The organism is Pseudomonas sp. XP2, from assembly GCF_053557975.1.
In genome coordinates this window covers 1-20,808 of the sequence record NZ_JBNRIK010000027.1, presented here as the reverse complement: position 1 = coordinate 20,808, position 20,808 = coordinate 1, and the positions used below count along the sequence as shown (strand labels likewise).

Genomic DNA, 20,808 nt, shown 5'->3' with positions numbered 1-20,808 from the left:
CCCAGCGCGCTCCATCTTCAGCCTGAGCGCGCTTTTATTTTGGGAGAACAACCATGCCTTCGTTCGACGTGGTATCGGAACTGGACAAGCACGAAGTGCAGAACGCCGTTGATAACGCCATCAAGGAACTTGATCGCCGTTACGACCTGAAAGGCAAGGGCACCTTTGAGTTCAAGGACAAAGATCAGACCGTGATGCTCACCGCCGAGGAAGAATTCCAGCTCGAAGCGATGCTGGAAATCCTGCGCCTTGCATTGGTCAAGCGCAAGATCGACGTGAAGTGCCTGGAAACCAAGGACCCGTACCCTTCCGGCAAGGAAAAGAAGCAGGAAGCCAAATTCCGCGAAGGCATCGACAAAGACCTGGCGAAGAAGATCGTTGCCACCATCAAGGATGGCAAGCTGAAAGTGCAAGCCGCCATCCAGGGTGAGCAGGTGCGGGTCACCGGCAAGAAGCGTGACGACCTGCAGGAAGCCATTGCGCTGCTGCGCACCAAGGAATTCGACATGCCGCTGCAGTTCAACAACTTCCGCGATTGATGCGGTTGCGGGCCGGAACCCCGATGGCGCAATGATGTCCATGGGGGCCGGGGCTGTGTGAATGCGCGCAGCCTGTTCTACCGTGTACTTGCCGCTCGGCATCAGGAGATGAATATGGATTTGAACGCTGAAGTCGATCAGCTCGTCCGCCAATCCCAGACCTGGATCCCCTTGATCATGGAGTACGGCAGCCGTGTGCTGCTGGCACTGCTGACCCTGGCGGTGGGCTGGTGGATCATCAACAAAGTCAGCGCACGCCTCGGCAAGCTGGTGGGCTTGCGCAACGCCGACCTGGCGCTGCAGGGTTTCATCAGCACCCTGGCGAACATCGTGCTGAAGGTGCTCCTGTTGGTCAGCGTGGCCTCGATGATCGGCATCGAGACCACCTCGTTCGTGGCCGCTATCGGTGCTGCGGGCCTGGCTATCGGCCTGGCCTTGCAGGGCAGCCTGGCGAACTTTGCCGGTGGTGTGCTGATCCTGATGTTCCGCCCCTTCCGCATCGGTGACTGGATCGAGGCGCAGGGCGTTGCCGGGACAGTCGACAGCATCCAGATCTTCCACACCGTGTTGCGTACCGGTGACAACAAGACTGTGATCATGCCTAACGGCAGCCTGTCCAACGGCATCATTACCAACACCAACCGCCAGCCTACTCGCAAGGTGGTATTCGATGTGGGTGTGGACTACGAGGCCGACCTGCAGAAGGCCCGCAACGTGCTGCTGGAGCTGGCAAAGGACCCGCGTGTTCTGCCCGACCCGGCACCGCAGGCGGTAGTGGCGACGCTGGGCGACAGCTCGATTACCGTCTCGCTGCGCTTGTGGACCAAGACGTCCGATTACTGGGACGTGATGTTCATGCTCAACGAGCAGGCGCGTGACCGCCTGAAAGCCGAGGGGATCGACATTCCGTTTCCGCAGCGGGTGATTCGTGTGGTGCAGGAAACGGCCACGCAGTAGTACCGCGTTGTCATCAAAGGGGCCGCTGCGTGCCCCTTTCGCGGGCTTGCCCGCTCTCACAGGGATTGCTTGACCTCTGTGGAAGCGGGCAAGCCCCGAAGCGGCCCCGGTTTTACACTTGTTCACAGCAATTGCTCGACTTTTCTGGCATATACCCTGGCCCCACCTGCCACACCCGATATGCCATCATGAAACCACTGCTGTACATCACCCCGCTGCGCGCCTTGTTGTTCGGCCTGACCCTGGCCTTGTTCGAGCTGCTGACTTATTTGGCCAGCGACGCCGTCATGCCGGCCATGCCGGTGGTGGTGGGCGACCTGAACGCCAGCCCCGACTACATCCCCCATGCCCTGAACCTCTATCTGTTGGGGGGCGTGGTGCTGCAATGGCTGATCGGTCCACTGGCCGACCGTTATGGCCGGCGTCCGCTGCTTCTGGTTGGCTGCGCGTTTTTCGGCCTGGCCTGTCTGGCCACCTTCTGGGTTCACGACATTGGCCTGTTCAACCTGCTGCGCCTGTTGCAGGGCATCGGCCTCGGCTTTGTCGTCACAGTCAGCTACCCGGCCCTGAACGAAGCCTTCAGCGAGGCTGACGCTGTGCGCATGATGGCCTTGCTGGCCAACATCGCCTTGCTGTCACCCCTGCTTGGGCCATTGGTGGGAACCCTGCTGCTGCAGTGGCTGGACTGGCGCTGGCTGTTCGTGGCCTTTGCCATTGGCGCGGTGCTGGTGTGGGGGCTGTTGTACCGCCTGATGCCGGAGACTCTCGGTGTGGAACGCCGCGACGGCTCGCGCCTGGCGTTCACGCCGATTCACCTGCTGCCACTGCTGGCGGGCTACGGTCAGTTGCTGACGAACCGGCGCTTTGTCGCTGGCAGCGCTGCGTTGGGCCTGGTCGGTTTGCCGCTGATTGGCTGGATCGGCCTGTCGCCGGTGCTGCTCATCCACGATGAGGGGCTGAGCACGATGGAATATGCGTTGTGGCAGCTGCCGGTGTTTGGCGGGCTGATCCTCGGTAACCTGATCATCAACCGCATCGCCGATCGCTACCCACTCCCGGCCCTGGTGCGTGGCGCGCTATGGCCTTACCTGGCCGGCTTGTGCCTGATGGTGCTGGCGACCTGGTCCTGGCCGAGCGTTACCAGTGTGGTGGCGGGCATGTCGCTGTACGCGCTTGGGCTGGGTGTGGCCAACGCTGTGCTGTACCGCATGACATTGTTCTCCAGCGAACAGAGCAAAGGCCTGGTCTCGGCCATGCTGGGGATGATCACCATTGCCCTGCTGGGGTTGGGCGGTGCGGTGCTGGCGATGATCGGCGCCGGGGCCAGCTTGTTGCACTTTGCCATGGCGGCGGGTGTGGCGGGGGCTCTGGCGTTGTGGCCGTTGTGGTTTGTCGTAGGTGGGCGGCCTGGGGAAGGGGCTGTTGCTCAGTAAATTCAGTTGGCTGTACCGGCCCTTTCGCGGGTAAACCCGCGAAAGGGCCGGTACAGGGATAGAGTTCTTTCAGGGCCGCTCAGCGGCTGAACCTTCCTCTGCCACCGGCTTGCCTCGCCCGGCTTCCTGGCGCCACTGCAGGGCGATCAGAATCAGCGTAGGCACACCCAGCAATGCGGTGATCAGGAAGAAGTCGTGGTAGCCGAACTTCTCCACCATAACCCCTGAATACCCGCCGATCAGCCGCGGCAACAGCAGCATGATCGAGCTAAGCAGCGCGTACTGCGTCGCCGAGAACTTCAGGTTGGTCAGGCTCGACAGGTAGGCAACAAAGGCCGAGGTGGCCATGCCGGAGCTGAAGTTGTCCAGCGAGATGGTAACCACCAGCATTTCCAGGTTCGGCCCCATGTCGGCCAGCATCAGGAACAGGATGTTGGTGCCGGCCGAGGCTATACCGCCGATGAACAGGATCGGCATGATGCCAAAGCGCACGATCAGCAGGCCGCCAACCCCGGCGCCGACCAAGGTCATGATCAGGCCGAAGATCTTGCTGACACTGGCGATCTGGTCCTTGGTGAAGCCCATGTCGATGTAGAACACGTTGGCCATCACGCCCATCACGGTATCCGACATGCGATACGTGGCGATCAGACCAAGCAGCAGCAGGGCCTGCCAGCGATAGCGGGTGATGAAGTCGTTGACCGGGGTCAGCACCGGCGCCAGGCCCCGGCGGCCCAGGCTGGACAGGCACGCCCAGCTCAGCAGCACATAGAGGATCAGGCGCAGGAAAGCGCGGTCTTCCAGCAACAGGTCGAGCGGCGTGGCATCACCGGAAATGACGCTGGACCAGCCGGTATTGAACATCTGGGTAAAGCTGGCGGGTACCGACACCAGCAGGATGATCAGTACGAACACCGACGCCAGCTGGTGCATCAGCCCATAGCGCGCTGCCGACAATTGGGTACGCATGGGCACTGGCGGCTCGCGCATGACCAGCGTGGTGAACAGGGCGGGCAGCATCATCACCCCGAACATCACATACGTGCCGGCCCAGGCCTTGTGCAAATAGCTGAAACCCGTGGAGCCGAACCATTCGGCGAAGAACAGTGCGCCTGCCGTGGCGAGCAAAGCGGCCACCCGGTAACCGGCCATGTAGCTGGCGGCGAGTGCGGCCTGGCGTTGGTCGTCGGCGATTTCCAGGCGATAGGCGTCGACGGCGATATCTTGTGTGGCAGAGGCGAACGCTACCAGCACCGCCATGGCAATCAACCACGACAGGTGTTGTTGCGGGTCGCACAGGCTCATGCCAACCAGCCCGACCACCACCAGCGCTTGCGACAGCAGCAACCACGAGCGCCGGCGCCCCAGGCCGCCGAGTAGCGGCAGGCGCCATTGGTCCAGCAGCGGCGACCACACCCATTTGAAGGCGTAGGCCAAGCCGATCAGGCTGGCGTAACCAATGGTTTCGCGGGCAACGCCGGCTTCACGCAACCACACGGACAGGGTCGAGAACACCAGCATGTAGGGCAGGCCAGCGGCGAAACCGAGCAGCAAAAGTACCAAGGTTGACGGGCTAGCATAGGCAGCAAGCGCAGCGCGCCAGGTTTTACGGGGCATGGGCCAACATCTGCCTCAAGTTTACGAAAACAAAGCGCGCACTCTAACCGCTGTGCTCCATTGGGCGCCAGCCATGGCGCGACATATCCACACGATTGTTGGTTACATTCACACCCTCTGCGCGTAATCGCGCCCGCTGTTCATCCCCTGATGGCGTACCCAATGCCAGGCTCAGCCGGCCACCTGCGCCGAGTACCCGGTGCCAGGGCAGCCGGGTGTCTGCCGGCAGCTGCCCAAGGGTGCGCCCGACCCAACGTGCCGCGCGGCCAAGCCCCGCCAGCTCGGCCAGTTGGCCGTAGCTCACCACCTTGCCGGGCGGCACTTGGCCGAGTACCGAGTACAACACCGTTCGTCGGCCCTCGGCACTCCCCAGTGCGTGCTCATATCCATCAGACATCACGCCCCCCTTGGGCTGCAGATGAAACTGGACCGGTGGTCCGGCAAATGAGAGTTGAACTCAACGCCATGTGCTCGGTCTGTCCTTGCTCTGGCCGTCGGTATCTGGATAATGCCCGGCTTTTTTGTCAAATCGAACCCATAGCCCGCTTATGTATTCTAGATCGTTGTTGTGCCTGCTAGCTGCCTCCTTGTGCGCCTCTCCGGTGTTGGCCGACACCGTATGGATGAAGAACGGTGACCGGCTCAGTGGCAAGATCAAAGTCTTCGACGGCGGCAAGCTGCTGCTGGAAACCCCGTACGGTGGGTCCATTGCGCTGGACTGGAAACAAGTCCAGACCTTGGAAAGCGACCAGGAGATGCTGGTCAAGCAAGACGCCTACACCGGTGAAAAAGCCAAGTCGCTGAAAGCCGCAGAGCCCGGCAAGGTGACCTTGGCCAACGGCGAGGCGCCGAAGACTGTGGAACTGGCCAGCATCGAGCAGATCATGAAGCCCAAACCGCTGGTCGAGGACTTCGTGTGGAAAGGCAACGTCGATGTGGCGCTGGACTACAAGCGCGCCGAGAACGACACCGACGATTACGACGTAGGCTTCAAGACCACCGCTCGCCATGGCCGCTGGCGGCACAATGCCGAAGGCGAATACAACCGCGAGACCAAGGACGACGTCACCACTACCGACAACTGGAGCGCCGAGTACGCACTGGACCGTTTCATTACCGAGAAGTGGTTCTGGCAGGGGCGTGCGGAATACAAGCGTGACCGTATCGAAGACCTGGCCCGTCAGCGCACTGTCGGTACCGGCCCGGGTTACCAGTTCTGGGACGATGAACTGGGGGCGTTCTCGCTGGGTTCACTGATCAACCGCACCGACTTCGAGTACCAGGACGGCGGCAAGGACAACTTCTATTCCGCAGCGGTAAAGTGGGACTACACCCGCTACCTGATCGGCAAGAACGTGCAGCTGTTTACCAACGGCGAGTTCGCCAAGCCGCTGGGTGGCGTGGCCGACTACTCGCTGGATGCCGAAGTTGGCCTGCGCTACAAGGTCACCGAGTGGGCCTCGCTCAACCTCAAGGCTGAAAAGGACATTATCACCGGCACGCGTGAAAGTGACCTGGACAAGACCCGCTATACCGCTGGCTTCGGCGTTACCTGGTAAATCGCCGGGGGCTGCACGGCAGCCCCATTGGCAGCATTGGGTGATAATGCTTATCTTGTCCCCCTCCCAGTCCGCCAGGAGCTGCCCTCAAGTGAGTACCAACGCCATCCGCCCAGCCCGGGAACTGCTGCTCAAGGAGTACCGCGGCGTGCTCTCGACCCATTCCAAGTCAATGCCGGGCTACCCGTTCGGCTCGGTCGTGCCGTATTGCCTTGACGCCGACGGTAACCCGTTGATCCTGATCAGCCGCATCGCCCAGCACACCCACAACCTGCAGAAAGACCCCAAGTGCTCGCTGCTGGTGGGTGAGCGCGAGGCCGAGGATGTGCAGGCAGTAGGGCGCCTGACCGTGATGGCCGAGGCGCACAAGCTGGTCGACGAGGCCACTGTGGAAGCGGCTGCCGAGCGCTACTACCGCTATTTCCCGGACGCAGCCAACTACCACAAGGCCCACGACTTCGACTTCTGGGTATTGCAGCCCGTGCGTCACCGCTACATTGGCGGCTTTGGCGCGATCCACTGGCTCGACCAGGTGACCTTGCCCAACCCGTTCGCCGGCAAAGCCGAGGCGAGCATGGTCGAGCACATGAACAGCGATCATGCCAACGCCATCGCCCACTATGTAGCGCTGACCGACCTGCCACAGCATGTGCCGGCGCAGATGGCCGGGGTGGACAGCGAGGGCATGCACCTGCGCATTGGCCAGGCGGTGCACTGGTTGCCTTTTCCCAGTATTTGCAATACGCCGACACAAGTCCGCGAAGCCCTTGTTTTGCTGGCGCGCGCTGACCAGTGGCCCACTGCGGCGCAGGTCGAGGGTTGAAAAACCGAGCATCTGCATCCATCTGTAGGTCTTACAGGAAGGTTGTCTTCCAACGAGGATTGCTTTGATGCGTGCTTTTCTACTGTTGTTTCTGCTGTTTCCCGTGCTGGAGCTGTTCGTCTTCGTGAAGGTCAGTGCCGCGATCGGGTTCTTCCCGGCGCTGCTGCTGATCATCGCCGGCTCCGCCTTGGGCGTGCTGGTGATGCGGGTGGCCGGGCTGGCCACCGCATTGCGTGCCCGTGAGAGCCTGCAGCGCGGTGAACTGCCCGCCGAAGACATGTTCCAGGGCATGATGCTGGCCGTCGGTGGCGGCCTGCTGTTGTTGCCAGGCTTCATCAGCGACGTGCTCGGCCTGGTGTGCCTCCTGCCGTTCACCCGTCATCTGGCTGCGCGCAAGATGCGCGAGCGTGCCGAGGCCCAGGCCATGCGCCAGCGAGCGTTCCAGGACGACCCGTTCCAGGCGCAGCCGCGTGAGGGCGGCCATCGCCCGAACGTGATCGAAGGCGAGTACGAGCGCCGCGACAAGTAGAACGCACCGGGGCCGCAAAAGCGGCCCCGGTCTTTTTCGGCCTGATGAAAAATTTTGTGTACCTAGCCTTGTAATTGATTATGGCGGCCTCATGTATGTGGTCACCGCAAGGTTTCTGGTGGCAACACCAGACATTACACAAGTGGTTCGCCCAACGCGGGCCACTTCCCGGCAACGCCGGACAGCATCAACCCGCCGGTGTCGATACCGGCCGATGAAAACCACAATTTGGGAGAGATCGACAATGAAGCTTCGTCCTCTGCATGACCGCGTAGTCATCCGTCGCAGCGAAGAAGAATCGAAAACCGCTGGCGGTATCGTCCTGCCGGGTTCGGCCGCTGAAAAACCAAACCGCGGCGAAGTTGTAGCCGTCGGCACCGGTCGCATCCTGGACAACGGCGAAGTTCGCGCGCTGGCCGTGAAAGTGGGTGACAAAGTGGTCTTCGGCCCTTACTCGGGCAGCAACACCGTGAAAGTCGATGGCGAAGACCTGCTGGTCATGGCCGAGAACGAAATCCTCGCCGTTGTCGAAGGCTGATTTCCCCGACTTCCCGTTACTCCAAAGAATTTCAAGGATTAAACGATCATGGCTGCTAAAGACGTAAAGTTTGGCGATTCCGCTCGTAAGAAAATGCTGGTTGGTGTCAACGTACTGGCTGACGCTGTAAAAGCGACCCTGGGCCCGAAAGGCCGTAACGTGGTACTGGCCAAGAGCTTCGGCGCGCCAACCATCACCAAGGACGGCGTTTCCGTCGCCAAAGAAATCGAGCTGAAAGACGCCTTCGAAAACATGGGCGCCCAGCTGGTCAAGGAAGTTGCTTCCAAGGCCAACGACGCTGCCGGTGACGGCACCACCACCGCTACCGTTCTGGCTCAGGCCATCGTCAACGAAGGCCTGAAAGCTGTCGCTGCCGGCATGAACCCGATGGACCTGAAGCGCGGCATCGACAAGGCGACCGCCGCCGTTGTTGCCGAGCTGAAAAACCTGTCCAAGCCATGCGCCGACTCCAAGGCCATCGCTCAGGTAGGCACCATCTCCGCCAACTCTGACGACTCCATCGGCAACATCATTGCCGAAGCCATGGAAAAAGTCGGTAAAGAAGGCGTGATCACCGTTGAAGAAGGCTCGGGCCTGGATAACGAACTGTCTGTTGTAGAAGGCATGCAGTTCGACCGCGGCTACCTGTCGCCGTACTTCGTCAACAAGCCGGACACCATGGTTGCCGAGCTGGAAGGCCCACTGCTGCTGCTGGTCGACAAGAAGATCTCCAACATCCGTGAGCTGCTGCCAGTTCTGGAAGCCGTTGCCAAGGCCGGCCGCCCTCTGCTGATCGTTGCCGAGGACGTTGAAGGTGAAGCGCTGGCTACCCTGGTAGTCAACAACATGCGCGGCATCGTCAAGGTTGCTGCTGTCAAGGCTCCGGGCTTCGGCGACCGTCGCAAGGCCATGCTGCAGGACATCGCTGTCCTGACCGGCGGCCAGGTCATCTCCGAAGAAATCGGCCTGTCCCTGGAAACCGCTACCCTGGAGCACCTGGGTAACGCCAAGCGCGTCATCCTGTCCAAGGAAAACACCACCATCATCGACGGCGCTGGCGTTGAAGATGACATCCAGGCACGCGTCAAGCAGATCCGTGCCCAGATCGAAGAGACTTCCTCGGACTACGACCGTGAGAAGCTGCAAGAGCGTCTGGCCAAGCTGGCTGGCGGTGTTGCCGTGATCAAGGTCGGTGCCGGCACCGAAGTTGAAATGAAAGAGAAGAAAGCCCGCGTTGAAGACGCCCTGCACGCTACCCGTGCAGCCGTTGAAGAAGGCGTGGTGCCTGGCGGTGGTGTTGCCCTGGTTCGCGCCCTGAACGCAATCGTTGACCTGAAAGGCGACAACGAAGACCAGAACGTCGGTATCGCCCTGCTGCGTCGCGCTGTTGAAGCGCCGCTGCGCCAGATCACTGCCAACGCCGGCGACGAGCCAAGCGTTGTCGCTGACAAGGTCAAGCAAGGTTCCGGCAACTACGGTTACAACGCTGCTACCGGCGAATACGGCGACATGATCGAGATGGGTATCCTGGACCCAGCCAAGGTCACCCGTTCGGCCCTGCAAGCTGCTGCTTCGATCGGCGGTCTGATGATCACCACCGAAGCCATGATTGCTGACGCTCCGAGCGAAGCCCCAGCTGGCGGCGGCATGCCAGATATGGGCGGCATGGGTGGCATGGGTGGCATGGGCGGCATGATGTAAGCCAGCCTTACCCCCTGCACCATTAAAAAGCCCCGGTTCGTGAGAACCGGGGCTTTTTATTTTCCTGTGAGGGCCTCTTCGCAGCACAAGGCTGCTCCTACAGGTATCGCGTACAGTCCGGCACCGACGCGTACCCTTGTAGGAGCAGCCTTGTGCTGCGAATGGGCCGCAAAGCGGCCCCTCTGTCAGGCGACGCTAGGTTCGACAGATGGCGCTTCCACCACGCCCCGCCGATACAGAACCAGGTAATACGACCCTAACCCGATCAACCAGCAGAACACGGCCGTCCACACGTTGTGCGACAAAAAGTGCGCCCCCTGCATCATCCGCCCCACACCCAGCACCGATCCGGCTATCAGCGCCACTACGAACGCCACCCGTGCCAACCGCGGCTTTCGATCACGCAGCATGAAGAACAGACCAAACAGGCAGAACCCGGTAGCTGCATGCCCACCCGGCCAGCACAGGCCAGGCTTGTCGGTGGCCGGACGCGGCTCCAGCAGCTTGCTGTAGGTTTCCGTGCCGCCAAACTGGGTCAGGCTCCACGGGCACTGCACCTGGGTCACCTTTTTCAGCGGCGTGACAAAGGCTGTGGACAGGCCCAGGGCCAGCACCAGGCAGCCCAGTTCGCGGCGCCAGCCGAACAGGCGCTTCCAGAAGAAACTGGCGGCAAACGTCAGCAGCGACAACACACCCAGCAAGATCACCAGTTGCTTGACCCGGTCGTGCAGGATGGTTTCCAGCAGATAACTGTGGCGGCCAATGAACTGCCCGGCAGCGGGATCGAAGAACAGGTTGGCCACATCCATGTCGACTGAAGTCAGCTCCAGCAGGATCAAGGCCAGCGCAGTCGCCAAGGGTATGCCGAGGTACAGCCAGTAATTGATCGGGCGAGGGCGGGTTCGTTGCTGCATGACGGCTCCAGGGCACGAAAAAGATCGGGCATTGTCGGCCGCCCGCTATCCTGTGTCCGTGAAGGATCAGTGAAAAAACCGTCAAGTGCGGTGAATTTTGCTTGGGGCTGGCACCATGCAGGCATTGGCCTTAAGCTGCGCCTGCCGCGCACCACAGCGAGAAGCGCCGCACAGGAGAAACCGATGCGCATTCTTTTGGTTGAAGACAACCGCGATATCCTGGCCAACCTGGCCGATTATCTGGGCATGAAGGGCTATACCGTCGACTGCGCCCAGGACGGCCTGTCCGGCCTGCACCTGGCGGCCACCGAACACTACGACCTGATCGTGCTGGACATCATGCTGCCCGGCATCGATGGCTACACCCTCTGCAAGCGCTTGCGTGAGGACGCCCGCCGCGACACGCCGGTGATCATGCTTACCGCCCGCGACCAGCTGGACGACCGCCTGCAAGGCTTCCGCTCCGGTGCCGACGACTACCTGCTCAAGCCGTTCGCCCTGTCGGAGCTGGCGGCCCGCATCGAAGCGGTGCTGCGCCGTGCCCAGGGCGGTGGGCGCCGTACGCTGCAGGTGTCCGACCTCAGCTACGACCTCGACACCCTGGAGGTTACCCGTCAGGGGCGCTTGCTCAAGCTCAACCCGGTCGGTCTCAAGCTGCTGGCAGTGCTGATGCAGAAAAGCCCGCACGTACTGCGCCGCGAAGTGCTGGAAGAGGCTTTGTGGGGCGACGACTGCCCTGACAGCGACAGCCTGCGCAGCCATGTACACCAGCTGCGCCAGGTGATCGACAAACCGTTTGAAAAACCGTTGCTGCATACCGTCCATGGCGTCGGCTATCGCCTCGCCGAGGGTCGCGATGGAGTTTAAGCAAAGCCTTGCCCAGCGCATCATCATCGCCTTTGCCTTGATGAGCGCGCTGGTGGCCGGGGCGTTCGCCTTCGGCATCGTTGCCACTGTGCACCTGGTCGAAGAGCGGTTGATTTCCTCGGTATTGGGCGGTGACCTGCAGCGCCTGCTGCGCATGGACAGCGTCAGCGACTGGAGCCACCGGCCACGCCCCGATCAGCTGTTCTACTTCAGCGGCGGGCGTGACGACTTCGAGCTGCCCAAAGATCTGCGCCACCTCGACCGGGGCTTTCACGAGGTGTTTCGCGACCAGCTGTCGTACCACGCCATGGTCGAGATCGTCGATGGCCGCCGTTATGTGCTGCTGCAGGACCAGAGCGACTTCGAAGAACGCGAGCGCGTGCTGTTCGCGGTGGTGGTGGTGGGCTTCGTGCTCAGCCTGGTGCTGGCCGTTATCCTCGGCTGGCTGGTGGCGCGCCGGGTGATGGCGCCGGTGATCCGCCTGGCTCGCCAGGTACGCCACCGTGACCAGCTGCTGGGCCTGGCCCCGCCGCTGGCACCGGACTATGCCGCGGACGAAGTTGGCCAGTTGGCAGTGGCTTTCGATGACACCCTGGGCCGCCTGCGCGACGCACTGACCCGCGAACGGCTGTTCACCAGTGACGTCAGCCACGAACTGCGTACGCCTTTGATGGTGTTGGCCACGTCCTGCGAACTGCTGATGGAGAACCCCAACCTCGACGCCCGCGCGCGTAGCCAGGTGGAGCGCGTGGCGCGGGCCACCGAAGAAATGCGCGAACTGGTCAAGACCTTCCTGATGCTGGCGCGGGCGCAGCGTGACGAGGGGGCGGTGGCTTCGCAGGCGACCCTTCGCGAAGTGGCCGACGAGCTTATCGGCGTGTGGCGCGATACCATCGAGCAGAAGGGCCTTACCCTGTACTTCGATGGCCGCGTCAGCGCAAGCCCGGTGCTGTACAACGCCACTTTCCTGCAGTCAGTGATGGGTAACCTGTTGCGTAATGCTGCGCACTACACCGACAGCGGCTACATCCGCCTGAGCCTGGAAGCCAACGGTTTCAGTGTGGAGGACAGCGGTGTGGGCATTCCCGAAGAGCAGCGCGAGGCCATGTTCAAGCCGTTCGTACGCGGCGATGAGCGGCGCGGCGAGGGCCTGGGGCTGGGGCTTTCGCTGGTACAGCGGATCTGTGATGACCAAGGCTGGCGTGTCACCCTGACATCCACCTTGCCGCATGGTTGCCGTTTCCAGGTAGACCTGAGCAGTACCACGGGCAAAGGCGACCTGAACGCCATGGCCGAGTAATGGCTTGTAACAGGTCAAAGGGAGGGCAACATTTTTTTCACATTGGCGTGACCTGATTCCAACGCTTGCTTGCCTAAGGTGAGCGGCACTGGAGTCAGGAGATGCCCAATGCGTAGCCCCATCAAGCTTGAATTTTCCGAGAAGTACGACAAAGACCATGCGCGTGAGTACTTTCTCAAGCACCAGGACGGCCTGGCGCGACGCCTTTCCCACAAGCGAGATGAGCAACTGGCGCGCCGCGCCCTGGCATTGGCAGGTGAGCCTGGCCTGGTACTGGACCTGCCGTGCGGTGCGGGCCGCTTCTGGCCGCTGTTGGCAGAAAAGCCCAACAGGGTGATTATTGGTGCCGACAATTCCGAAGCGATGATCGAGACAGCGTGCGCCGCGCAACCGCCAGAAGTGGTGGCGCGGGTACGTCCTTTGCAGACGTCAGCGTTTGCCATTGACCTGCCGGATAACGCGGTGGACAGCATTTTCTGCATGCGCCTGTTCCATCACATTGGCGAATCTGCCCACCGAAAGACCATTCTTTCGGAATTTCAGCGGGTTAGCCGTGATAGTGTGATCCTTTCACTGTGGGTGGATGGCAATTTCAAGGCCTGGCGCCGGAAAAAACTGGAACACCGCCGCAGTGCCAAGGCCGAGCAGGACAATTACCAGAACCGTTTCGTGTTACCTGCCGAAACGGTTGAAGAAGAATTCAGGGCCGCCGGCTTCAGAATCCAGGAACGCCTCGACTTCCTGCCGTTCTATGCCATGTGGCGGGTCTATGTATTGCGTAAGGGGTAGTGTTTGATGGCTGTAGCCCAGAACGGGGAGTCGCGGTTCGATTTTTACTGGCGCCAACAGGGCGAGTGGGTCGAGGAGCCTAACCAGCGCCGCGGCGGCGAGAGTGGTGTGCAACGCCTCAACGATGCCAGCGGCAAGCTGCTGTATGCCAAGCGCCAGGTCGGGCATATCTATCGCAGCCTGCTGCACCCTTTCGGCCGGCCGACCGTATTGCGTGAACTCGATGCGTTGAACAGTTTCGAGCAACTGGGTGTGCGTGTACCCCGCATTGTCTTCTGTGGCGCCGAACGCGATGCCGACCACCAGTGGCGTGCGCTGCTGGTGAGCGAAGCGCTGGATGGTTTTGTCGAGCTAGACACCTGGCATGCCGAAGGTGCCCGCGAGCGCTACCCGCAGGTGGTGCATGAGCGCATGCTCAAGGACCTGGCGGATAACCTGGCGCGTATGCACCTGGGGCACTGGCAGCACGGCTGCCTGTATGGCAAGCACGTATTCATCAAGGTGATTGGCGAAGGCGAGCAAGCGCGCGTCGAAGTGGCGCTGCTGGACCTTGAGAAGTGCAGGCGGCGCATCAGTTGTCAGCGTGCGGCTGGCAACGACCTGCGCCAACTGCGCCGCCATTCGTCGCTCAATGACGCGGAATGGCAGACGCTGCTCTACTTTTACCAGATGGCGTTTGGCAGCGCTGTCAAAGGGTTAGGGTAATGAAACTAGAAATAGCTCGAGCTTTGTTCCTGGTAGCTGGCCTGGCGGTCACCACCGTGGCGGTGGCTGCCTGGGAAGAGCCCAGGCCGACCGTGTTCAGCAAGGCTGAAATGGCCGACCAGTGCGCGTTGCCGCGGGAAGCGAAACAGCAGCAGGCACAGGTTGCGCCGGACCAGGACCTTTTGCTGTTCCTGTTTGGTTTGCGTCAGGGGTTACGGCCATTTGGTTGAACCCTGCGGTAGCTAGAAATGCCAGAGGTCTCGCGATTGCGGGGCCTCTGGCATTTTTGTGTCGGGCTTTCTGGCCTCTTCTGCAAAAGTTAGCAGTGCTGCAGGCTATTGCCTTTGAGGCGCGTGAGCAGCAGGAAACCGCCAAGGGCGCTGCTCAAGAACAGAATCCCCAGGCTCAATGGAAGCAGCTGTTCAGCTGACGCAATCACAGTGCCTGCGAAACCACCCCCGGCAAATAGCACTGTTGTGTTGAGCGACGCTGCTGCCCCTGCCTGCTGCGGATAGCGGGCTAATGCTTGCGTAGCCTCAGCGGGGCGTACCAACGTCGTTCCTGCTGTACATAAAATCATCGGTATCATGAGGCCTATTACTGTCAGCCCTGCTACCCACTGCCAAATCAATAGGGCCGCACCTGCGGAGCCTATCAGTAGAAATCCCGCGCAGATCTGAGCTTGTGCGCTGATGCGATTGTTCAAGAAAGTCGCGATGGCACCACCAACGACATACGCCAGCCCGTAGGCGATGAATACAACGGAAAACTGATACGGCGTAAGGCCTAGCTGCTCCATCAGTACCAGTGGTGCAACGACGATGAAGGAAAAATGGCAGGCGAACGCTAAAGTGGCCTGTAGGGAATAGGTTACATAGAAGGCGTCGCGCAACATCACAATATAACTTTGAACACCTGAATTAACCGCGCATAAAACAGGTGTTTCGTTCAGCAGAACCCATGCAAGCACGATGACTGAGATGGCTATTCCAATAAATACAGTAAAGCTGCCTGTCCAGCCGATTGATTGTTGGATAGCTGCACCGGCGACGGGCGAGATGGATATGAATAAACCACTTGCACTCGTCAACAAGATGCGCATGGTGTTGCGCTGCTTTCCACTATACAGGTCCTGTACAAGTGCTTGGCCAAGAACCAAGCTGCCACAGCCGGCGGCTTGCAACAACCGAAATGCCAAAAAATCTCATAGTCAGTTGAAATTAGGCAGCCAATAGCCCCAGCAATGGATACCCCCAAACCAACGATTAATAGCCTTTTACGCCCAGTTCGGTCAGACAGAGGGCCAATAAATATTTGCGCCACAGCTACGCCAAACGCGAATAAGCTTACAGAGTAAGCTATTTGCTTTGGTTCTACTTGAAAGGCTTCTGAAAGCGCAGGGAACGAAGGAAGGATGACGTCCAGAGGAAAAACGCCTAATAGACATAAAAGAATCAAAAGCAATGGGCGAAGAATGGTGATTTTAAAGTTTTTGGCCTGACTCATAGAGAGACGATTCCCGCTGCCCTGAACTGTAACGTATAGCCTGAATCTTTCAATACATCGGTGCGTTTAATTGCCAACATCGTGATTTTGGATATTGCGGATATCCGAAGCATGCAATTGTCTTTTAGAGGGTCAATAACCACCCTGCCGGTAGAGGGATGGTTTTTGAAAATTATTGATTTATCCATGTGTGCGTCGCGTCATTGCGACGTTTTTGATAATAGCGTTAAGCCCAAGATGTACAAGCCGAAGAGGGTGGCGAAACTTCTGATCAAGGTGTAGGATTTTTTACCGAAGCCATTTCCAGGAGTGTTTGAATTTTGCTGGAAGACGTCTGGCTCGCGGGTAGCCTGCCATTCTGAGTCTAATAGTTACCGGGCAGAGTGGATGAGACAGTTGTTCAGTCTTTCACTGGCGAGCAGGAAGATCAGCCGTGAATCTGAATGATGTGGGAGCTTGTGAGCGGTAATTATTAGATTGTGTTGCGTAGCAGTGATTTTCTATCGGCCTTCTGTACCCATACTGCCTCTTCGCGGGCTTGCCCGCTCCCACAGGTATTGCACCGATGTCAGGCCCGATGCCCTGTCTGCGGGAGCGGGCAAGCCCGCGAAGAGGCCGGTCAGGCTATTGCAGGTTCCTTGGCATTCGTCTTGTGCGCCAACAAGGTGTAGATACAAGGCAGCACGAACAAGGTAAACAGTGTGCCAATCGACATCCCGGTGGCGATCACCGTCCCGATGTCAAAACGGCTGACCGCCCCGGCGCCGGTCGCCAGAATCAGCGGCACCATGCCGAACACCATCGCCGCCGTAGTCATCAGCACCGGCCGCAGGCGAATGGCCGCCGCTTCTTCGATGGCCTCGCGCACGCTCAGGCCGCGCTCCTCACGCAGCTGGTTGGCGAACTCGACGATGAGAATGCCGTGCTTGCTGATCAGCCCGATCAAGGTCACCAGCCCCACCTGGGTGTAGATGTTCATGCTCGATATACCCAGGAACAGCGGCAGCAGCGCCCCGCAGATGGATAACGGCACCGTCACCAGGATTACCAGCGGGTCGCGGAAGCTTTCGAATTGCGCTGCCAGCACCAGGAAGATGATCGCCAGTGCCAGGCCGAAGGTCACCCACAGCGCGCTGCCTTCCTGCACGTATTGGCGGGCCACGCCGGCATAGTCGAAGGCGAAGCCTTCGGGGGCCTCTTCGCGGGCAATGTCCTGCACGGTCTTCAGCGCTTCGCCCAGGCTGACCATGGGCACGCCCTGGATGATCGCCGAGTTCAACTGCTGAAACTGGTTGAGCTGGCGCGGGCGGGCGCGGTCGGTGAGGGTGATCAGGGTCGAGAGTGGCAGCAGTTGGCCCTGGTCGTTCTTCACGTAGTAGTTGTTCAGCCAGCCGGGGTTGTCGCGGTATGGCCGCTCGACCTGGGCAATTACCTTGTAGCTGCGTCCTTCCAGCGTGAAGCGGTTGATTTCCGCCTCGCCCAGCAAGGTGGCCAGTGTGCCGCCCAACGTGTCCATCGACACCCCCATCTGCGCCGCCTTGGCCCGGTCGATGTCGACCACCACTTCAGGCTTGTCGAAGGCCAGGTCGATGTCGAGGAAGGCGAACTTGCCAGATGCCTGGGCGCGCGTCTTGATGCGCTGGGCCACCTCCAGCAGCGCCGGGTAGTCGCCAGCGGTATTGATCACGAACTGGAACGGCAGGCCCTCGCCAGTGCCGGGCAACGAGGGCAGGTTGAAGCCGAAAATCTGCAGGCCGCCGACTTCCTCAAGTTTGGCCTGCACCAGCGGCAGCAGCTCCATCTGTGTACGTTCGCGCTCGTTCCAGGGCTTGAGCAAAAAACCACCAATGCCGCTCTGCACACCATTGAAACCATTGATCTGGAACGACGAGTAATACTCGGGGAAGGTTTTGAACAGGGGTGTGAACTGGTCGGTGTAGGCGTTGAGGTAATCGAGGTTGGCCGGCTGCGGCGAGCTGCTGATCATGAAGATCACCCCCTGGTCCTCGTTGGGTGCCAGTTCGTTCTGGGTAAACTTGAGCAGCACCGGGATCAGGCACAGCACGATCACGGCAAACACCAGCACCACCGGCCGACTGTCGAGGGTGGCGTGCAGCAGGCGCTGGTAGCGTACCTTCAGGCGTTCGAACAGCTGGTCAAGGCGATGGGCCAGGCCGCTGGGGTTCTGCTCCCGGCGCAGCAGCAGGGCGCACATCATCGGTGAAAGGGTCAGGGCCACGATGCCGGAAATGATCACCGCCCCGGCCAGGGTCAGGGCGAACTCCTTGAACAAGGCCCCTGTAAGCCCGGTGAGGAAGCCGATCGGCGCATAGACGGCAGCCAGGGTGATGGTCATCGACACCACTGGCATGGCAATTTCCCGGGCGCCCTCAAGTGCCGCGTCGAACGGCGACTTGTCTTCCTCCATGTGCCGGTGGATGTTCTCCACCACGACAATGGCATCGTCCACCACCAGGCCGATGGCCAACACCATGGCCAGCAGGGTCAGCAGGTTGAGCGAGTAGCCCATCATTTGCATGAAGAACAGCACGCCGATCATCGACAGGGGAATGGTCACCACCGGGATCAGTACCGAGCGCAGGGCGCCGAGGAACAGGAACACCACCACGATGACGATCAGCACCGCTTCACCGAGGGTTTTGACCACTTCGTCGATGGAGGCCTGGATGAACAGGGTGGCGTCGTAGGCGATCGACACCTTGAGCGCCGAGGGCAGCTGGCTTTCCAGCTCGGGCATGATGCGCCGAACTTCCTTGATCACATCCAGCGGGTTGGCTGCCGGGGTGGCCTTGATGCCGATATACACCGACGGAGTACCGTCGAACGAACTGACCGTGTCGTAGTTTTCTGCCCCCATCTCGACCCGCGCCACATCGCCAAGCAGCACACGGCTGTCACCGCTGGTCTTGACCGGCAAGGCGGCGAATGCCTCGGCCGATTTCAGCTCGGTACTGGCGTTGATACTGGTGACCACGTACTCGCCCTTCACCTCACCGGCGGCAGACAGGAAGTTGTAGCGGCGTACCGCATTGGTCACGTCAGTGGCAGACAGGCCGAAGCCGGCCAGCTTCACCGGGTCGATCCAGATCCGCATGGCAAACACCTGGTTGCCGAGAATCTCCGCCTCGGCCATGCCTGGCAACGTGGCCAGCTTGGGCTGGATGACCCGTGACAGGTAGTCGGTGATCTGCGGGTTGCTCATTTCCTTGCTGTAGAAGCTGACGTACATCAGTGCCGAGGCATCGGCGGCTTCCTTGCTGAGCACCGGGTCTTCGGAGTCCTGAGGGAGTTTGTTGCGCACTTCGTTGGCCTTGGCAAGCAGCTCGGTGAACAACCGGTCGCTGTCGGCGCCGATACGCGCGTAGATGGAAATGATCGAGAAGTTCTGCCGGCTCACCGAAGTCATGTAGTCGATGCCTTCGGCGCTGGCCAGGCTTTGCTGCAGCGGCTGGGTGATGTAGCCCTGGATGGTCTCGGCGTTGGCCCCGGGGTAGGCGGTGGTCACCGTGATCAGGGCGTTTTCCATTTGTGGGTACTGGCGGATCTGCAGCTTGTTCCAGGCCTGGAAGCCCAGCAGCAGGATCAGCAGGCTGACCACGCTGGCCAGCACCGGGCGACGGATGAACGGATCGGTAAACGCCATGCCAGCCTCCTGTCAGTCCTTGCCCGGGACGCCCTGTTCGGGCTTGAGGGCTTGGTCCTGGCCGATGCGGATCGCGGCGCCCGGGGTGAGCTTCAGTTGCCCGGCGGTGACCACCTGTTCGCCGGCCTGCAGGCCCTTGCTGACCACCACCACACCGTCGCGGCGCTCGCCGGTTTGAACCGTGCGTTGTTCGGCGACCAGCCTGGGTTGGCCCTTGTCGTCGGTTTCGGGCTGGCCATCCTTGTCCTTCTTTGGCGTGGCGACGTACACCGAGTTGCCATACAGGGTGTAGGTGATCGCGCTTTCCGGCACCACCACTTGTGATTGAGGGTTGGGCAACAAGATCAGCAGGTTGGCGAACATGCCTGGCAGCAGCTTGCCGTCGGGGTTGGCCAGGACGGCACGGACCAGCAGGTTGCGTGTGGTTTCTTCCACCTTGGGGTTGATGGCGCTGAGGCTGGCGGGGAAGGTCTGGCCCGGGTAGGCGGCCACCTGTAACAGCACCTGCTGGCCCAGGCTCAGCTTCGGCAGGGCCTGTTCCGGTACGTTGAAGTCGACGTACAGGCTGGACGTATCCTGCAGGGTGGCGATCATCGTGCCGGCGGCGAGGTATTGGCCGATGTCTACCTGGCGGATGCCGATGGTGCCGCTGAACGGGGCGTTGATGCTCTTCTTGATCTTCTGCGCCTTGAGCTGCTCGACCACCGCCTGGTTTCGGCGGTACTGGGAGCTTAGGCGATCAAACTCGCCACGGGAGATGGCCGAGTCACCGACCAGCTGGCTGCCCCGGCCAAAATCGACCTTGGCCAGGCCCAGGTCAGCCTGGGCGGTGCCGAGCAGGGCCGTTTCCTGGTCGTCGTTGAGTTGCAGCAGCAGTTGCCCGGCCTTGACCTGCTGGCCCGAGTCGAAGTGCAGGGATTTGACGATCCCTTCTACCTCCAGGCTCAGTTCCACACCCTGCAGGGCCTTGAGGCTGCCGACGGCGGGCAGGCGCTCCTGCCACTGGCGCTGTTCGGCCAAGGCTGCCGCTACGGTGATGGGCGGCTTGGGGGCAGTGAACATCTGGATCTGCTGGTAGATGGAGAAAGCCTTGTAGCCCCCCAAGGCCAGCACGATCAGCAGAACCACGGCCAACATGATCAGCATGCGGCGGCGCAGCATAGGTCCGGTTCCCTGGATACGGTTGTTATTAGCCTGGACACGACAACGGGCGATCCTGCCCACGTGTGGATGGGGGAAGTATTGACTGTTTTTTGATTGAAGGGGAGTGAATTGTCTGCACCGGCCCTATCGCCGGCAAGCCAGCTCCCACAGGTACACCACAGGCTTCAGATACTGTGCTGTACCTGTGGGCGCTGGCTTGCCGG

The 20,808-nt window shown here is 60.7% G+C and carries 18 protein-coding genes and 1 pseudogene; 13 read left to right on the top strand and 6 right to left on the bottom strand.

Annotated features, from left to right (window positions below; translation table 11 throughout):
• Positions 1–53: 53 nt before the first annotated feature.
• From ACK1VC_RS23235 to ACK1VC_RS23225, 3 genes are all read left to right on the top strand, one after another.
• On the top strand, positions 54–539 hold the full coding sequence (locus ACK1VC_RS23235; RefSeq protein ID WP_016488946.1) for a YajQ family cyclic di-GMP-binding protein: 486 nt from the start codon (positions 54–56) through the stop codon (positions 537–539).
• 114 nt (positions 540–653) lie between these two features.
• A complete protein-coding gene (locus tag ACK1VC_RS23230; RefSeq protein ID WP_016488945.1) occupies positions 654–1,496 on the top strand; it encodes a mechanosensitive ion channel family protein in 843 nt (280 codons plus the stop codon).
• A 188-nt stretch (positions 1,497–1,684) separates the two neighbouring features.
• Positions 1,685–2,929, top strand: coding sequence for an MFS transporter (locus ACK1VC_RS23225; protein ID WP_095116040.1), 1,245 nt, complete (start codon positions 1,685–1,687; stop codon positions 2,927–2,929).
• A 69-nt stretch (positions 2,930–2,998) separates the two neighbouring features.
• On the opposite strand, the gene ACK1VC_RS23220 is transcribed toward ACK1VC_RS23225, so the two are convergent.
• Together ACK1VC_RS23220 and ACK1VC_RS23215 are read right to left on the bottom strand one after the other, a co-directional pair.
• Positions 2,999–4,546 (bottom strand): AmpG family muropeptide MFS transporter, encoded by a 1,548-nt coding sequence (locus tag ACK1VC_RS23220; RefSeq protein ID WP_016488943.1) that lies wholly within the window; start codon positions 4,544–4,546, stop codon positions 2,999–3,001.
• Between the two features lie 43 nt (positions 4,547–4,589).
• On the bottom strand, positions 4,590–4,943 hold the full coding sequence (locus ACK1VC_RS23215) for an MGMT family protein (RefSeq protein ID WP_060517481.1): 354 nt from the start codon (positions 4,941–4,943) through the stop codon (positions 4,590–4,592).
• A gap of 151 nt (positions 4,944–5,094) precedes the next feature.
• On the opposite strand from ACK1VC_RS23215, the gene ACK1VC_RS23210 reads away from it, so the two are divergent.
• The 5 genes from ACK1VC_RS23210 to groL all read left to right on the top strand — a co-directional run bounded on the left by ACK1VC_RS23210 (position 5,095) and on the right by groL (position 9,696).
• Positions 5,095–6,105 carry a DUF481 domain-containing protein gene (locus ACK1VC_RS23210; RefSeq protein WP_016488941.1) on the top strand — a complete coding sequence of 337 codons (1,011 nt, stop codon included), beginning with the start codon at positions 5,095–5,097 and terminating at the stop codon, positions 6,103–6,105.
• A gap of 91 nt (positions 6,106–6,196) precedes the next feature.
• Positions 6,197–6,928, top strand: a complete 732-nt coding sequence (locus ACK1VC_RS23205; RefSeq protein ID WP_023047346.1) for a HugZ family pyridoxamine 5'-phosphate oxidase — start codon at positions 6,197–6,199, stop codon at positions 6,926–6,928.
• Between the two features lie 67 nt (positions 6,929–6,995).
• Positions 6,996–7,457, top strand: coding sequence for an FxsA family protein (locus tag ACK1VC_RS23200; RefSeq protein WP_023047345.1), 462 nt, complete (start codon positions 6,996–6,998; stop codon positions 7,455–7,457).
• Positions 7,458–7,701: 244 nt separating this feature from the next.
• On the top strand, positions 7,702–7,995 hold the full coding sequence (locus ACK1VC_RS23195) for a co-chaperone GroES (RefSeq protein WP_016488938.1): 294 nt from the start codon (positions 7,702–7,704) through the stop codon (positions 7,993–7,995).
• 48 nt (positions 7,996–8,043) lie between these two features.
• Positions 8,044–9,696, top strand: a complete 1,653-nt coding sequence (gene groL / locus ACK1VC_RS23190) for a chaperonin GroEL (protein ID WP_449118053.1) — start codon at positions 8,044–8,046, stop codon at positions 9,694–9,696.
• Positions 9,697–9,881: 185 nt separating this feature from the next.
• Here groL and ACK1VC_RS23185 read toward each other — a convergent pair whose 3' ends face one another.
• Positions 9,882–10,610 carry a phosphatase PAP2 family protein gene (locus ACK1VC_RS23185; RefSeq protein WP_016488936.1) on the bottom strand — a complete coding sequence of 243 codons (729 nt, stop codon included), beginning with the start codon at positions 10,608–10,610 and terminating at the stop codon, positions 9,882–9,884.
• Positions 10,611–10,793: 183 nt separating this feature from the next.
• Between ACK1VC_RS23185 and colR the strand changes: the two genes are divergently transcribed.
• From colR to ACK1VC_RS23160, 5 genes are all read left to right on the top strand, one after another.
• Complete coding sequence (colR, locus tag ACK1VC_RS23180) at positions 10,794–11,477, top strand: two-component system response regulator ColR (RefSeq protein WP_016488935.1); 684 nt, start codon at positions 10,794–10,796, stop codon at positions 11,475–11,477.
• A complete protein-coding gene (locus ACK1VC_RS23175) occupies positions 11,467–12,777 on the top strand; it encodes a sensor histidine kinase (RefSeq protein WP_016488934.1) in 1,311 nt (436 codons plus the stop codon). The genes colR and ACK1VC_RS23175 overlap by 11 nt, the downstream gene beginning before the upstream one ends.
• Positions 12,778–12,885: 108 nt before the next feature.
• A complete protein-coding gene (locus ACK1VC_RS23170) occupies positions 12,886–13,566 on the top strand; it encodes a class I SAM-dependent methyltransferase (protein WP_016488933.1) in 681 nt (226 codons plus the stop codon).
• Between the two features lie 6 nt (positions 13,567–13,572).
• Complete coding sequence (locus ACK1VC_RS23165; protein WP_070086390.1) at positions 13,573–14,271, top strand: lipopolysaccharide kinase InaA family protein; 699 nt, start codon at positions 13,573–13,575, stop codon at positions 14,269–14,271.
• Complete coding sequence (locus ACK1VC_RS23160; RefSeq protein ID WP_016488931.1) at positions 14,271–14,501, top strand: hypothetical protein; 231 nt, start codon at positions 14,271–14,273, stop codon at positions 14,499–14,501. Before ACK1VC_RS23165 ends, ACK1VC_RS23160 begins: the two co-directional genes overlap by 1 nt.
• Positions 14,502–14,590: 89 nt before the next feature.
• Here ACK1VC_RS23160 and ACK1VC_RS23155 read toward each other — a convergent pair.
• The 3 genes and pseudogenes from ACK1VC_RS23155 to ACK1VC_RS23145 all read right to left on the bottom strand — a co-directional run bounded on the left by ACK1VC_RS23155 (position 14,591) and on the right by ACK1VC_RS23145 (position 20,602).
• Positions 14,591–15,777: pseudogene (locus ACK1VC_RS23155) on the bottom strand (MFS transporter).
• A gap of 619 nt (positions 15,778–16,396) precedes the next feature.
• Positions 16,397–19,441 carry a multidrug efflux RND transporter permease subunit gene (locus ACK1VC_RS23150; RefSeq protein WP_191086946.1) on the bottom strand — a complete coding sequence of 1,015 codons (3,045 nt, stop codon included), beginning with the start codon at positions 19,439–19,441 and terminating at the stop codon, positions 16,397–16,399.
• Positions 19,442–19,453: 12 nt separating this feature from the next.
• Complete coding sequence (locus ACK1VC_RS23145; protein ID WP_016488928.1) at positions 19,454–20,602, bottom strand: efflux RND transporter periplasmic adaptor subunit; 1,149 nt, start codon at positions 20,600–20,602, stop codon at positions 19,454–19,456.
• Between the last annotated feature and the right edge of the window lie 206 nt (positions 20,603–20,808).

Excerpts from the sequence above, each read along its gene's own strand:
- ACK1VC_RS23235 (WP_016488946.1), top strand. The coding sequence starts at position 54 with ATGCCTTCGTTCGACGTGGTATCGGAACTGGACAAGCACGAAGTGCAG.
- ACK1VC_RS23230 (WP_016488945.1), top strand. The coding sequence starts at position 654 with ATGGATTTGAACGCTGAAGTCGATCAGCTCGTCCGCCAATCCCAGACC.
- ACK1VC_RS23225 (WP_095116040.1), top strand. The coding sequence starts at position 1,685 with ATGAAACCACTGCTGTACATCACCCCGCTGCGCGCCTTGTTGTTCGGC.
- ACK1VC_RS23220 (WP_016488943.1), bottom strand. The coding sequence starts at position 4,546 with ATGCCCCGTAAAACCTGGCGCGCTGCGCTTGCTGCCTATGCTAGCCCG.
- ACK1VC_RS23215 (WP_060517481.1), bottom strand. The coding sequence starts at position 4,943 with ATGTCTGATGGATATGAGCACGCACTGGGGAGTGCCGAGGGCCGACGA.
- ACK1VC_RS23210 (WP_016488941.1), top strand. The coding sequence starts at position 5,095 with ATGTATTCTAGATCGTTGTTGTGCCTGCTAGCTGCCTCCTTGTGCGCC.
- ACK1VC_RS23200 (WP_023047345.1), top strand. The coding sequence starts at position 6,996 with ATGCGTGCTTTTCTACTGTTGTTTCTGCTGTTTCCCGTGCTGGAGCTG.
- ACK1VC_RS23195 (WP_016488938.1), top strand. The coding sequence starts at position 7,702 with ATGAAGCTTCGTCCTCTGCATGACCGCGTAGTCATCCGTCGCAGCGAA.
- groL (WP_449118053.1), top strand. The coding sequence starts at position 8,044 with ATGGCTGCTAAAGACGTAAAGTTTGGCGATTCCGCTCGTAAGAAAATG.
- ACK1VC_RS23185 (WP_016488936.1), bottom strand. The coding sequence starts at position 10,610 with ATGCAGCAACGAACCCGCCCTCGCCCGATCAATTACTGGCTGTACCTC.
- colR (WP_016488935.1), top strand. The coding sequence starts at position 10,794 with ATGCGCATTCTTTTGGTTGAAGACAACCGCGATATCCTGGCCAACCTG.
- ACK1VC_RS23175 (WP_016488934.1), top strand. The coding sequence starts at position 11,467 with ATGGAGTTTAAGCAAAGCCTTGCCCAGCGCATCATCATCGCCTTTGCC.
- ACK1VC_RS23170 (WP_016488933.1), top strand. The coding sequence starts at position 12,886 with ATGCGTAGCCCCATCAAGCTTGAATTTTCCGAGAAGTACGACAAAGAC.
- ACK1VC_RS23165 (WP_070086390.1), top strand. The coding sequence starts at position 13,573 with ATGGCTGTAGCCCAGAACGGGGAGTCGCGGTTCGATTTTTACTGGCGC.
- ACK1VC_RS23160 (WP_016488931.1), top strand. The coding sequence starts at position 14,271 with ATGAAACTAGAAATAGCTCGAGCTTTGTTCCTGGTAGCTGGCCTGGCG.
- ACK1VC_RS23150 (WP_191086946.1), bottom strand. The coding sequence starts at position 19,441 with ATGGCGTTTACCGATCCGTTCATCCGTCGCCCGGTGCTGGCCAGCGTG.
- ACK1VC_RS23145 (WP_016488928.1), bottom strand. The coding sequence starts at position 20,602 with ATGCTGCGCCGCCGCATGCTGATCATGTTGGCCGTGGTTCTGCTGATC.